12 protein-coding genes are annotated in these 13,161 nt (G+C 66.9%); 8 read left to right on the plus strand and 4 right to left on the minus strand.

Annotated features, from left to right (window positions below):
- From K2Y56_RS21315 to K2Y56_RS21350, 8 genes are all read left to right on the plus strand, one after another.
- On the plus strand, positions 1–591 hold a 591-nt coding region (locus K2Y56_RS21315; protein WP_292512420.1), incomplete at its 5' end, for a tellurite resistance TerB C-terminal domain-containing protein.
- The gene (locus tag K2Y56_RS21320) at positions 588–1,940 is read left to right on the plus strand and encodes an ATP-binding protein (protein ID WP_292512423.1); all 1,353 of its coding nucleotides are present in this window, start codon (positions 588–590) and stop codon (positions 1,938–1,940) included. The genes K2Y56_RS21315 and K2Y56_RS21320, both read left to right, overlap by 4 nt.
- Entirely contained in the window at positions 1,937–4,282 is a 2,346-nt protein-coding gene (locus tag K2Y56_RS21325; protein ID WP_292512426.1) for a DEAD/DEAH box helicase, read from the plus strand. Before K2Y56_RS21320 ends, K2Y56_RS21325 begins: the two co-directional genes overlap by 4 nt.
- 1,273 nt (positions 4,283–5,555) lie before the next feature.
- Positions 5,556–6,155: a hypothetical protein gene (locus K2Y56_RS21330; RefSeq protein ID WP_292512429.1), complete on the plus strand. Its 600-nt coding sequence runs from the start codon at positions 5,556–5,558 to the stop codon at positions 6,153–6,155.
- Between the two features lie 280 nt (positions 6,156–6,435).
- On the plus strand, positions 6,436–7,086 hold the full coding sequence (locus tag K2Y56_RS21335) for a hypothetical protein (protein ID WP_292512432.1): 651 nt from the start codon (positions 6,436–6,438) through the stop codon (positions 7,084–7,086).
- A gap of 3 nt (positions 7,087–7,089) precedes the next feature.
- The gene (locus tag K2Y56_RS21340; protein WP_292512435.1) at positions 7,090–8,031 is read left to right on the plus strand and encodes a nucleotidyl transferase AbiEii/AbiGii toxin family protein; all 942 of its coding nucleotides are present in this window, start codon (positions 7,090–7,092) and stop codon (positions 8,029–8,031) included.
- 172 nt (positions 8,032–8,203) lie between these two features.
- Positions 8,204–8,479, plus strand: a complete 276-nt coding sequence (locus K2Y56_RS21345; protein WP_292512437.1) for a hypothetical protein — start codon at positions 8,204–8,206, stop codon at positions 8,477–8,479.
- A 10-nt stretch (positions 8,480–8,489) separates the two neighbouring features.
- On the plus strand, positions 8,490–8,948 hold the full coding sequence (locus K2Y56_RS21350; protein WP_292512439.1) for a hypothetical protein: 459 nt from the start codon (positions 8,490–8,492) through the stop codon (positions 8,946–8,948).
- 7 nt (positions 8,949–8,955) lie between these two features.
- Here K2Y56_RS21350 and K2Y56_RS21355 read toward each other — a convergent pair whose 3' ends face one another.
- From K2Y56_RS21355 to K2Y56_RS21370, 4 genes are all read right to left on the minus strand, one after another.
- Entirely contained in the window at positions 8,956–9,258 is a 303-nt protein-coding gene (locus tag K2Y56_RS21355) for a hypothetical protein (RefSeq protein ID WP_292512441.1), read from the minus strand.
- A 191-nt stretch (positions 9,259–9,449) separates the two neighbouring features.
- Positions 9,450–9,896: a hypothetical protein gene (locus tag K2Y56_RS21360; protein ID WP_292512444.1), complete on the minus strand. Its 447-nt coding sequence runs from the start codon at positions 9,894–9,896 to the stop codon at positions 9,450–9,452.
- A gap of 7 nt (positions 9,897–9,903) precedes the next feature.
- A complete protein-coding gene (locus tag K2Y56_RS21365; protein ID WP_292512448.1) occupies positions 9,904–11,223 on the minus strand; it encodes a hypothetical protein in 1,320 nt (439 codons plus the stop codon).
- Between the two features lie 130 nt (positions 11,224–11,353).
- The gene (locus tag K2Y56_RS21370) at positions 11,354–13,111 is read right to left on the minus strand and encodes a PAS domain-containing protein (RefSeq protein ID WP_292512451.1); all 1,758 of its coding nucleotides are present in this window, start codon (positions 13,109–13,111) and stop codon (positions 11,354–11,356) included.
- Positions 13,112–13,161 lie beyond the last annotated feature (50 nt).

Consider the following 13,161-nt stretch of genomic DNA (forward strand, 5'->3'; position numbering starts at 1 on the left):
CCGGGGACATCGGGGAAGACGCCGACCGGCGCAGATGATCCGGTTCGTGTGGCGCTTGGGACAGAACACGAGAGAACTTACGCGATCCCCGGGGCTCCGGTTTTGCCTGGACGACCATCGCTGGCTCAGCCATCCGCGAAACCCGGACCAGTCGCATCGAGTGCACCCGACCCGGGCCGGACGACGCCTCTATCCGCGGGACGGGTCGATGCCGAACGTCTGGCGGCCATCAGGGCGGAGACCATTGCGGTCAGTTCCGTTCTCTCCGATGTGTTCGATCTCGATGCAGACGGACCTCCATCCGACGGCGGGACGACCGAAGCCGTCACGGATCCGGAGGAGACGGAAGGGACGTTCTCCGGCCTGGATCCCCGCCACGCCCGGCTTCTCCGCGAACTCGTCGAACGCCCGGACTGGCCACGGACCGAGTTCGACCGCTTGGCGCGCGAGTTCGGCCTCATGCCCGGCGCTGCCATGGAGAACCTGAACGCTTGGGCGTTCGACCGTTTCGACGACCTCCTTGTCGAGGAAGGCGATCCCGTCCACGTCAACCTGCATCTGATCCCGGACCCGCTGTCGGAAGCCGCATGACCAACCCTGGAACCAAGTCCCCGCCTCCCATCAAGCCCCGCGACCGCGATACCGTCATCAACGCACTGCGGGCCGGCGTCGTACCGCGCCTCGGTCTCCAGCACATCCAGGTCGGCCGGCGTCGCGAGATCGAGGCCCTCATCGCCGATGTCGCCCGCGTCGCGGACGGCGGCGCCGCGATGCGTTTCGTCGTCGGGGAGTACGGGGCGGGCAAGACTTTTTTCCTGTTCCTGGTACGGCAGCTCGCCCTCGCGAAAAACCTCGTCGTCCTCCAGGCCGACCTCGCGCCGGACCGACGTATCCACGCCACGGGAGGACAGGCACGCCTCCTCTACGCGGAGCTGGCGAGGAACCTTGCAACCCGCACCGCGCCGGACGGCGGCGCGCTCCGCAACGTCCTGGAACGCTTCGTCGCCCAGGCCATCGAGGACGGGAAACGGGAGGGACGAGGAACCGAGGCCCAAATCCGGACTCGGCTCGTCGACCTGCAGGAGCAGGTGGGAGGCTACGACTTTGCCACCGTGGTGGCGGCCTACGCCACCGCGCACGAGGATGGCAACGAGACCAGGCAGGCGAACGCCTTGCGCTGGCTACGCGCCGAGTACACCACGAAGACGGAGGCGCGGCAGGACCTCGGGGTGCGCAGCATCATCGACGACGCCAACGTCTACGACTGCCTCAAGCTGCTCGCGCGGTTCGTGCGCCTCGCGGGCTACGGGGGGCTGCTCGTCTGCCTGGACGAGCTGGTGAACCTCTACAAGCTTCAGAGCGCGCAGGCCCGCAACCAGAACTACGAGCAGATCCTGCGCATCCTCAACGACGTCCTGCAGGGCACGGTCGAGGGGCTGGGGCTCGTTCTCGGCGGCACGCCCGAGTTCATGCTCGATACCCGACGCGGGCTCTACTCCTACGAGGCGCTCCAATCCCGTCTCGCTGGCAACAGCTTCGCCACCGACGGGCTCGTCGATCTCTCCGGTCCCGTGGTGCGGCTCCAGAACCTGACCCCCGAGGAGATGCTCGTTCTGCTGGAGCGCCTGAGGACCGTGTTCGCGGGTGGGAACCCGGAACGGCATCTCGTGCCGGACGAGGCGCTGCACGCCTTCCTGGATCATTGCCGGGCCCGCGTGGGCGATGCGTACTTCCGGACGCCCCGCAACACGGTGAAGGCCTTCGTCGATCTCCTCGCCGTCCTGGAGCAGAACCCCGGAACGGATTGGCGCGAGCGTCTGGGCGTCGTGGCCGTGGCCGAGGATCGCGGTGCCGTCGACGAGATGGCGGTTCTCGCTGGCAGTGATGCCGGCGGGGGCACCGGGAACGCCGACGACGAACTCACCCAGCTTCGACTATGAGCGGATCGGGCCTGGTCCCGCCTGCACCGCCATCCGACGACGGCGCCTCGCGCGCTTTCGAACTGCTCGCCGAACCGGTTCGCCGCTGGATCTGGCAGCAGGGCTGGTCGGAATTACGGGACGTGCAGGAGCGGGCCATTCCCGCCATCCTCGCCGGGGGCGACGTGATCCTCGCCGCCCGCACGGCCGCGGGCAAGACTGAGGCAGCGTTCCTGCCGCTCCTGTCGCGGATTCTACCGAAGCTCGACGGTGGGCGCCCAGGTTTTTCGGTCCTCTACGTCAGCCCGCTCAAGGCCCTTATCAACGACCAGTTCCGGCGCCTGGAAAGCCTTCTTGAAATCTGCGACCTGCCCCTCCACCGCTGGCATGGCGACGTCTCGGCGGACGCGAAGCGCAAGGCCCGGGATCGGCCGCAGGGCGTGGTGCTCATCACACCCGAATCGTTGGAGGCGACGCTCGTCCGCCGCGGATCCGAGGCGGGGCGCCTGTTCGGGGCTCTCGACGCCATCGTCATCGACGAACTCCATGCCTTCATCGGGATGGAGCGGGGACGCCAGCTCCAATCCGTCCTTTCACGCATCGAGGCGGGAACGGGACGGGCTCGCATCGACCGGATCGGGCTTTCCGCCACGCTCGGCGACATGTATCTGGCCCGCGAGGCGTTGCGCCCCGGTGATGCCGCCTCTGTCGATCTCGTGGAGAGCACCGAGGGCGGCGCCGACCTGCTGTTGCAGATCCGGGGGTATGAATGGCCCTTGCGACCGGAGCCGTTGCATGCCCTCCCTCTTCCGTCTCCTGAAAGCCCCATCGACACCGGATCGGATGCGACGGGTATCGTCACCATCCCCGGCGAACCCGAACCGGAGGTCGGCGACCCGGGAACTTCAACCGCCGTCGAGCCGATCGCGCTCCATCTCTTCGAGGTGCTGCGTGGTCGAAGGAACCTACTGTTCGGCGGTTCACGGCAGAACGTCGAGATCTACACCGACCGGCTGCGCTCGCTCTCCGAGGCGGCCCGGCTGCCTAACGAGTTCTTTGCCCATCACGGCAACCTGGCGAGGTCCGAGCGGGAGGCCGTCGAGACGCGACTGCGCGAGGACGGACGTCCGACGACCGCGGTGGCGACAACCACGCTCGAACTCGGCATCGACATCGGCGACGTCGAGAGCGTCGCGCAAATCGGACCCGGCTGGTCGGTCTCGTCGCTTCGCCAGCGCTTGGGCCGATCCGGCCGGCGGCGGGGAAAACCCTCGATCCTGCGCGTCTACGTCGTGGAGAAGGCGATTGGCCCGACGCTTCACCCGGCCGATCGCCTCAGGCTGGATCTCGTGCAGGCCGTGGCGATGGTCGAGTTGCTCCTCCGGCGGTGGTGCGAGCCACCGCGGGTGCAGGGTCTCCATCTTTCGACCCTGATTCATCAGGTGCTCGCGCTGATCGCCCAGACCGGCGGCCTTCGCCCGGACACGGCCTGGCAGGTGCTATGCCAACGCGGTCCCTTCAGGAATGTCGGCCGCGACCTGTTCGTCGAGGTGCTCCGTTCGATCGCTCGGCCGGAGGCGGCATTGATCGAGATGTCGCCGGATGGCCTGCTGATGCTGTGCCGGATCGGCGAGCGCCTCGTCGCCGGATACGACTTCTACGCCGTATTCCAGACCAGCGAAGAGTTCCGGGTCGTGACCACGGGTGGCAGGACCCTCGGCACGGTTCCGCTTGATGCGACGCTCGCCCCGGGCCAGACCATCATCTTCAACGGTCGACGGTGGCGGGTCGAGACCATCGATACACGCGCCAAGGTTCTGGTGGTGAACCCGACCGCCGCAGCGCTGCCTCCCCGGTTCGGTGGCGGATGGGCCGGCGTGCACGATAAGGTAGCGGCGGCGATGCGCTCATGTCTTTCCGGCATGGACGTCCCGACCTTTCTCGATACCGGGGCGCGTGCGCTCCTCGACCAGGCAAGGGCGGCATTCCGTGCGTATGAGCTCGACGGATCCTCCATCGTCTCGGTCGGTCGCAATTGCGTGATTTTGCCCTGGGTCGGCGGTCCCAAGCTTGAGACGCTCGCGCTCGCGCTCCTGATGCGGCACTTTCAGGCGTCGCCGGACGGGCACGCGATCGAGGTACGGGATTGTTCCGCTGAGAACCTAGTGGCGGTTCTGACCGAGATGGCGAGTTCGCCGCCTCCCGACGGCGAGGCACTTGCGCACCTCGCGGCGAAGCAGGTGCGTGAGAAGTACGACCCCTACCTGACCGAAACGCTGCTCGCGAAGGTCGTGGCCGTCGAGCGCCTGGAGCCGCTTGCAATTCCGGCCATCGCGCGATCGATCCTCGAACCCTCGGCCTGAAGGACGTGAGGCGTGCGCCCGCTGGATGATCTCACCTCGGAGGCAGGCTCCAGCAACTGGTAGCGGCAAGATTTCCCGCCGGCGGGCAATCCTCAGCTTGGTGGGGTGGGAACGAGCTCGGCCTTGGGCGGGCGAGCATCCGCTCGCCTGTGCTGAGCCACAGCTTTTATCACCGGCGACGAACTCGGCTCAGGGCGAGGCGACGTCGAAGCGATCGCTTACTGCGAGACCCAATGTCCTAAGACCATGCCGGGTTCGACCGAAACACTGACACCGAGATTGACGTCCATGCAGCTATTAATCAAGAACTCTCAGGGCTGACGGGATAGCCGTCGGTGATACCTGTTTTGCCATGACATTACCGATCCGAGTCCCGCATCGACCGGGAGAGCCGGGATACGAGACCCTCGAACGGCTGGCTCTTCGCCTAGGCGAAAAGGACGGCGATCCTTTGGCACTGTCGCTAGGTATCCGTCGATCCACGTTGAGACGCGGGGAGGGATTGGGCAAGCTCGCCCAGATATTGGGTATTCACGCGGAGATCCTGCAACTGTCGAGCTTCGTACGCGACGTGCGCGGCATGCGCTTGGGTAACCTAGTGGTGCCTCACACCGGATGGGCTCCCTCCAAGCGTATCTGCATAGGATGCCTTGAAGAAGATGCCGAATGCCAGGCCGATGACCCGGCGCTCTGGAAGTACCGTCGAACGTGGTGGGATTTACGTGCGGTGGGAAACTGCGAGCGTCACCGGTGTGCACTGGTAGACCACTGTCCAGAATGCGCAGTGCAGATCGCATGGCGGGATCGGTCGCCGAGGTTTTGTGCGGGGTGCGGCCGCGATCACCTGAGGGCTGCAAGCGACACGAGGGCAGATGCGGCTTGGGAAGCGTATCTAGTCGGCAGAATCGGCTTCGGAAACAGATCGTCGTCGATCGTTCTGGATGCGTTGTCGGTCACCGACGCGGTTTCGTGTGTGCTGGCTATCGGTGAGACTCTCGCGCCCGGTCCACGTGAGCTTCGCCGTCTCCGATCCGCTCACACATACGCTGAGGTAGGATTTGAGCTTCTCCAGGGAGGCGGGGCGGCGTTACGCTCCGCGCTGGGACGAATAGAACCGCAGTCGCCGTACCTCAACATGGCCGGGCTGCGTCGGTTGCTGAATCCCCTTCTAGAATGGTTGGAGACGCACGGGACCGATGCCACGAGGCCGATTGGCGAAGCAATCAAGTCCCACGTGCGCTCCTCCTGGATCGTCCCTCCTGACACGAAAATATTGGACGACATCGTCTCGTCTGCGTCACCTGATGAAAGGATTGAACTAGGCCGATGTCTTGGGCTCAATCTCACGATTCTAGATAGGCTTTTGCGGCACGCTGGCATCGCCGGAGGCGGGCATGGCCCGACCGAAGTCGCCACTTTGAAGGCCCTAGTTGCATCAACCGTCCCCTTGGCCAAGACGGTGCGAATGTTCGGTCTCGATACAACGACGATCAGGGCATTGGAACATCGGGGCGTACTTCAAGCCGTCGCTTGGACCGTCGGTGATCCGCTTGGCGTAAGGTACGACCGGATCGAACTGGAGCGCCTTGTATCGAACCTGCGTTTCGACGTCCCTGAGGTGAAATTCGTTACCGAGGGCCATGTCAGGTTCGATGAAGTCGCAATTCTGCTACGATCCGGTTCAGGCCGCGGGGATCGAGCCGCGGTCGTCATGAGCATCCTGAGTAACCGCCTCAGACCTTGCGCCAATTTAACTAGGGGGACGGGTCCAACCAGCTTCCTGTTCGACGAAAGGGCGGTTGAAAGACTCGCCCTGTCGGTTCGCGACACGCGAGGTGAGGCCTCGATCGAGGATATTTCCAACGAGCTTTAGACGTGCGCCGGGGCAGTCTTTTCGTGCAGCTCGGAACGGATTATTTGGATCAAATATGCTGGCAAGGTTCCGTGGCGGAGGAGTTCGCAGACCCTGGGGTATTCTTTTTCGGATTTTGGGGTACGCAACCAGGCTGTTGGAACAGTTATTTCCCACTCCCTACAATGATGGCAAATGTCTCGATCTGCCCGCAATTGCGAACATCTGACCAACGGCGATATGTTCGCGGATGCGGGCAATCTGCTGAATCTGCCCGCATCCGCGAACAATGGATGCCGTCATGACCAAGCCCGCCGAGCGGATCGCCGACATCGTCCGGGACGGAAACCTGCACCACGCCTCGGAGTTCGTGGAGGCCGGTGTCGCCCCCGTCTACCTGACGAGGGCGGTCGCCGCCGAAACGCTGGTGCAGTACGGCCACGGCATCTACTTCCGGAGCTGGGACGACGCGGTCGAGCACGTCGGCCTGGCGGCGGTGTCGATGGCCCATCCAGGCGGCGTCGTCTGCCTGGGCAGCGCCGCACAGGTGCACAACCTCTCCAACGAGGATCCGTCCGCCGTCTGGTACGCCGTGGATCGGAACAGGGTCAAACGCCAGCTCAAGGTCGGACCGTCCGTTCCCGTGACCACGGTCTTCTGGCCGGCGGACCTCCTGTCGCCCGGCGTCGAGGTCCGCAGCGTGATGGGCGTCGACATCCGGATCACGGGGCCGGCCCGGACGGTGGTCGACCTGCTGCGCTATCGGGGCAAGCTCGGCGACGAGCCGGGCACGAAGGCGCTGACCGACTACCTGCGGGACCGCCACGGTCCGGTCAACCAGCTCTGGGACGTCGCCGACGAGCTGGGCTGCAGGCGTTCGGTGGAGCCGTTCCTCAGGTTCGCCGAAGAGGTCCTCGAGGCCATTCCCCCCAGCCCGTCACCCGGAGCCTGACCCATGTCGAACCTGTCCGCGAGCCGCCGGTCCCTCCTCCAGAACCAGGCCAACAAGCTCGGCATCTCGAACGAGCTCGTCATGCGTCGCTACGTGTTCGAGCGTTTCCTCGACCGGCTCGCAAGTTCAGGCCATCGGGACGATCTCGTCCTGAAGGGAGCGATGGCCCTGATCGCCGTGACCGACACGTTTAACCGGCCGACGAAGGACATGGACATGCTCGGCATCAAGCCGCTGTCCATGGAGGAGGCGCTGTCCCTGATCCGTCACGTCGCTTCCATGAAGCCGGAGCAGGACGACGCCGTCGAGTTCGTTCCTTCGAGCTTCCAGGCTTCGGTGATCAACGAGGCTTCCGACGAGCCTGGGACGCGCATCCTGGGCGAAGCACGCATCGGCAACGCGCGCATCCCCCTCAAGATCGAGATCAGCCACGGGCAGGCGATGACCCCCGGCGCCGTCCTGATGGACTACCCGACGGTCCTCGGCGGCATGACCTCCCCCAAGATCCTCGTCTACAGCAAGGAGACGATGCTGGCGGAGAAGTTCGAGGCCATCGTGTCGCTCGGCACGCACATCTCCCGGTTCAAGGACTTCTTCGACGTCCGGCAGCTCGCCAGAAAGCTCGAGTTCGACGGCGGCGTGGCCGCGGCGGCGTTCCGCAACACGTTCGGCAACCGCGGCACCGCGATCCCCACCGGCGAGCCGGCGGCGTTCGACCCCGCCTTCGCCGTGACAGACGGCCAGAGGGGGTGGACGTCGTTCCTTCGCAAGCAGCAGATCAAGGACCCGGCGACCTTCGGCGAGGTGATCGACGAGATCCGACCCTTCGTCATGGAGATCGCCGCCATGGCGCGCGCAGACGCTCCGGAGCGTCGGTGGACGCCGGGGCAGGGGTGGTCGTCGCCCCAGGACGTCGCCGCGCACGCGCCGGCGCCGCGCCCCTGATCCGCGGTGTCGGTCGGAAAGGAGCGGCACGCGCCCGCGGAGCGGCTTCGTTAACCTCGAAGGTCGGTTCGGCTCCGCTCGAAGCTTTCACGCCGTCGACGTGCACCGATCGTTGACCAGTTCGAGCCGAGCGTGTTGCGATCGTTCCGAGCCGGATGAGGCCCGCATAGCCATGAACACGAGACTTTCCGCAGCCTTCGCCGTCGTCCTCGTCCTCACGACCGTCGCGGCCTCGGCCCGGGACTGCACGGGCACCTTCATCCGCCGCTCGTGCAAGATGGGAGCAGCCGAAGGCATGTGCGCCTACCCGCGCGAGAAGGGCGACGTCGAGGACTTCACTGGCTGGGAGGTAGACGAGGGCGTTCGGGGCTACGTCGTCTACAAAATGGGCGCCTATCCGGCGAAGGACATCAAGCTCAAGCCCGGCTGCACCCTGAAACCATACTGAGGGCGGCAGCGTGCGCATCCCACTCGTTCTCCTCGCCGCCCTGGCCGCGACCCCGGGCCCGGCATCGGCGGCGCCTCACGTGCTCCGGGCGGACCAAGGCGGCACCTACGCCGCCGGCGGCCGGTGCACGGCACCCGATGCCGTCAGGATCGTCCTCTCCGGTGATCGCGTCGAGATCCTCCAGGGGGCGGGCCGACGCGTCCTCTTCATCGAGAGTTTCTGCGCCGTGGACTGCGCGATCGCGCCGCCGACCGATCCCAGGACCGAGTTCTCCGCCTCGCTCGTCCGGCGGCCCGAGGATCGCGGCAAGGTCTCCGATCCGTTCGACGAGACGGCGCTCAACATCAACGCCGACGGGCGCCCCGGGATCGTGACCCTGACCAACGGCGCGCCGGGCACCTACCAGGGGCGGTCCCGTTCGCCGCTGCGGCACCTCTACGGCCGAACCTTCACACGCTGTCCCGGCTGATCGACGCCTACGGGCGAGGCGCCGACGAAGGCGCATCGTAGGCGACCCAACCGGGATTCTTCGCGAGCTTCCTCAGTTCGGGCAGCTGGATCGCCTGGACGTCCATCGCCAGGGCGTGCGCCATCCCTTCGATCTCCTCGGCCGCCGCACCGACGGGAGCCAGACCATGGGGATTGCCCGCCGCGTAGGTCTCCATGGCGCGGCGCCCTGCTTCGGCCGGCGTCTCGCCGACGGCGAGATAGGATTCGCCGGTATGCCACCGGCTTCCGCCGGCCGGCGTCAGAATGACAGCGACGCGATAGAGCTTCATGCACCTCTCCAGGTTCGGTTTCGCGGATCGACGGTCGGGACCGCAGGTTCGGCCGTAGCGGGCGATGAGCATCGAGCCGGCGTCGTCATGCCGACGTTGCCATGCCCGGGATCGGATTTGAAGGAACGGACCGGTGTTGCTTGCGCGATGGTGAACGAACCCTGCATCGCCGCCCGACACCGATCGAGCCTTCAGGGGCGCGGTCCTTCCAAGGCGCGGCATTCGATCTGGAGGGCCGTCAGCAGCCGCTCCGCGATCGAAGCCGCATCCGCCTCGAGGTCCGGACCGATCGGAGCGAAACGGCGATGGGCATGGCTTCCGCGGGTGAGCGCCAGGATCCGCGAGGCGTCGACGGGCTCCTCGACGGTCGCCTCCTCGTCCTCCGGGTCGATCCCGAGGTCGTCGAGGATCTCCGGCAGCCCCCTTACGCCGCCGACGTCCAGGTAGAGCTCGTCCTCTCCGGGGGCGATCGCGAGGGCGTGGGCGAGCTCGGTCCGACGTCCCCGGGCAACCCACACGACGGCGAGATCCCACCCCGTCCGCTCGTGGACGGCGAGCGCCAGGGCGTGGCACCCGCCGCCCAGATAGCGGTCCCTCGCGCCGTCGTAGTCGTCGTCCTCGAAGAAGTCCCCGCTCACGGATCGATCACCGGAAGGCAGGCATGGGCGCGAGACGGAGATCGTGATCCGCGATGGCCTCCATCGCCTCGAGCTCCCAACCGGCGGCGGGCGTCTTGGGAAGAGGCATCTCCGCGGCAGCCAGCGCCTGCTCGACGGCGGTGAGGGCATCGATCCGCGTCCGCAGGATCCCGCGTCCCATCAGGATGGGCGAATCCGGGTCCTCGGTCTCGAACACGGCCACGATCTGCTCGTCGCCGCCCTCGAAGGTGCAGACGCCGCTCGTCGTACCCGCGAGCCGAACCCGATCAGCCGCCATGGCGGGAACGTCGGTGTTGAGGTTGTCCGACGAGCGGGAGCACGGCACGGGCGCTCCATGCGCCAGGACGTCGGCGGCCCACCGGTCGCGCCAGAGAACGTAGGAATGCCCCAGGGTCTCCGAAGGATGGGCGAGCTGCAGCGTCACCGCGTCGAACCAACCGCGCCAAGTCCTGTCGTCCCCGGGGTGGCCGAAGGGATTGCGCACGTCGAGCGCGTTGCCGGGCAGGTCCAACGCCCGTTCGCAGGCGAGGGCCTGCGGTCCGGTCTCGTCGAATATCCAGTTCTCCGCGGCCACGACGAAGGCCAGCACGTCGCGGACGTCGGAGCACCCGAGACGCAGCCTGCCGCCGGCGCCGAGGGTGTCGGACGACTCCACGAGGTAGAAGGGGGCGCCGTCCGCGTTCTCGACGGTGGCGAGATCGAAGACGAGGGGGCGCAGCCGTGCGGCTTCCGTGGCACCGGGCCGGTCCTGGGCGGGATAGCTCGTCAGACGGAAGCCGTCGTCCTCCCGGACGAAGCCGGCGGCCCTGAGATAGGCTTCCGGCGAGGCCTGGAGCGGGGTGCCGACGCAGGCCCGGTACCACGCCTCCCGATGGGCTTCGTAGTGCGCGCCCCAGCGGGCCGCCGGGTTCCGGATCCGCTCGAAGCCGTCGGCGCCGACGCTCGCCACCCAGGAGCCGTCCCCGGAATGGAACGGCATCGACACGAGACCGCCCGGTATCGGCATCGAACGTGCGGGATCGCGCGCCACGACGTGGGGTGCCTCGAGCCAATTGCGGTAGGCCACCCCTAGCGCGGCGACGTCGCGGATGTCGACGGTGTCGAAGATCAAATTGCGGGTCTTCGTCGACACGGTCGCCCGGTAGGCGGTCCCGCCGCCGGCCGAGCCTACGACGTCGACGCGGAGATCGGTGCGACGCACCTCCGGGGACATGCCCGGGGGCTTGTAGACGTACTGGACCGTGTCGCGGTCGCGGCGCCCGGTCCGCCGGAAACCGCAGAGATGGAGGATTTCGTTCGGCGTCATCGGCGTGGCCCTCGGACTACCCGAAGGCTGTCGGAGGAGCACGAAAATCGCAAAGCGCCGTCGAGATCGGGTCGACTCGCGCTTCGTGCGCCGTGCAGGCGGACCGCCGGACGCGGCGCCCGCCCGCCGGTCAGGCCCGGGCGTGCCCGAACTCGGAGGTCATGCGGCCGGGGCCGGTCCTGGCGCCGCGACGCAACGCCGACTGGATCCGGTCGATGAGCTCGCTCCGCCTGTAGGGCTTGCCGAGCACGTCCATGCCATCCTTCTGCGGACCCTTGATGGACATTTCGTCGTTGTAGCCCGTCGTGAGCAGGATCGGCACTTCGGCATCGCGTTCGCGGATCCACTCCGCGAGGACGAGGCCGTTCGCGCCGCCGGGCATAAGCACGTCCGAGAAGACGAGCTTGAACGGATCCTCGGTCCGGGCCGCTTCTTCGAAGCGCTGGAGCGCCTCCTCCGCGCTGTTGGCGACCACCACCCGGTAGCCGACGTCCTTCAGGGCGTCGGCCGCGATCGCCGCGGCCACTTCCAGATCGTCCACCACCAGGATCATCGGCGGCGCCGTCGAATCCTCGATGGGGCGCGCCTGGTAGCCGGTCTCCCGGCCGGAAGCGTCCCCCGCTTCCTCCTGCATGCACGGAAACAGCATGCGGATCGTGGTCCCCCTGCCGGGCGCGGTGTCGATCTCGAGCCGTCCGCCGGACTGCTGAACGAACCCGTGCGCCATGGCGAGGCCGAGCCCCGTTCCTTCGCCCCTGGGCTTGGTGGTGAAGAACGGCTCGGTCGCGCGGGCCGCGACGTGTGCCGGCATGCCCATGCCCGCGTCGGTGATGCACAGCACGACGTAGTCGCCGGGTTCGAGGTGACGCGCCGCGGCGTCGCCGTTGAGATGGATCTCCTTGGTGGCAACCGTGATCGAACCGCCGTTCGGCGACGCGTCCCGGGCGTTCACCACGATGTTGAGGAGCGCCATCTCAAGATGGGTCGGGTCGACCTTTACCCGGGACAGGCGCCGCTGCAGGTTGAGATGAAGCGTCGCCTTGGTGCCGACCGACGTCTCGAGCAGCTCCGCGACGGAGTACACGAGCTCGCTGAGATCCGTGCCCTTGGGCTCGAGACGACCGCGTCGGGCGAACGCCAGCAGCTGCTGCGTCAGCTTCGCCCCGCGATCGGCGGCCTTGGTGGCGGCGGTCATGTACCGTTCGAAGGTGCGGTCGTCGTGCCGTTTCGCAGCGATCCGTTCCAGACTGCCGTTGATCACGTGGAGCAGGTTGTTGAAGTCGTGGGCCATGCCGGCCGTGAGCTGCCCGATGGCCTCCATCTTCTGGGCCTGGCGGAACTGCTGCTCGCTCTCGCGACGCTGGCTGACGTCGAGCTGGCTCGCGAAGTAGTAGAGCAGCGTCCCTTCCGTATCGAACACCGGGCCCATGAACACCGCGTTCCAGAACGGCGCTCCGTTGCGACGGTAGTTCAGGATCTCGACCGCGATCGCCTCCCGCCTGTCGAGGGCGCCCCTAAGCTGGGCCACCGTCTCGGGGTCGGTGCCTGATCCCTGAAGGAACCGGCAGTTGCGGCCGAGCACCTCCTCCTCCTCGTAGCCGGTGAGGTCCAGGAAGGCGTTGTTCGCGAAGACGATCGGCACGTCGTGCTGCCGAGGATCGGCCAGGATCATCGGCATGCGCGTCATCTCGACGGCGGCGAAGAAGACGCCGCCCCGGTCGTCGAGGTCCGGGTCCGTGATGGTGCTGCGGCGCCAATGCCGAAGCCCTGGCGTGCCCAGCGGCTCCAATGCGCCCTGATCCATCGCGCCCTCGGAGGGCACGCCTGAACTCGCGTCCTCGCTGCCGGCATGCTCCGGCGAGCGGATGTCTACATCGTTCTGGGCCATGCGCTTCAACGCCTGGCCCCTCGGGCCGGTTCGCCGTTCGCCATCCGGAT

It is taken from the genome of Methylobacterium sp. (genome assembly GCF_019745455.1).
GTDB lineage: Bacteria > Pseudomonadota > Alphaproteobacteria > Rhizobiales > Beijerinckiaceae > Methylobacterium.

Bases quoted from the DNA above. Each gene is read 5' to 3' on its own strand.
- K2Y56_RS21320 (WP_292512423.1), top strand. From the start codon at position 588: ATGACCAACCCTGGAACCAAGTCCCCGCCTCCCATCAAGCCCCGCGAC.
- K2Y56_RS21325 (WP_292512426.1), top strand. From the start codon at position 1,937: ATGAGCGGATCGGGCCTGGTCCCGCCTGCACCGCCATCCGACGACGGC.
- K2Y56_RS21335 (WP_292512432.1), top strand. From the start codon at position 6,436: ATGACCAAGCCCGCCGAGCGGATCGCCGACATCGTCCGGGACGGAAAC.
- K2Y56_RS21340 (WP_292512435.1), top strand. From the start codon at position 7,090: ATGTCGAACCTGTCCGCGAGCCGCCGGTCCCTCCTCCAGAACCAGGCC.
- K2Y56_RS21345 (WP_292512437.1), top strand. From the start codon at position 8,204: ATGAACACGAGACTTTCCGCAGCCTTCGCCGTCGTCCTCGTCCTCACG.
- K2Y56_RS21355 (WP_292512441.1), bottom strand. From the start codon at position 9,258: ATGAAGCTCTATCGCGTCGCTGTCATTCTGACGCCGGCCGGCGGAAGC.
- K2Y56_RS21365 (WP_292512448.1), bottom strand. From the start codon at position 11,223: ATGACGCCGAACGAAATCCTCCATCTCTGCGGTTTCCGGCGGACCGGG.
- K2Y56_RS21370 (WP_292512451.1), bottom strand. From the start codon at position 13,111: ATGGCCCAGAACGATGTAGACATCCGCTCGCCGGAGCATGCCGGCAGC.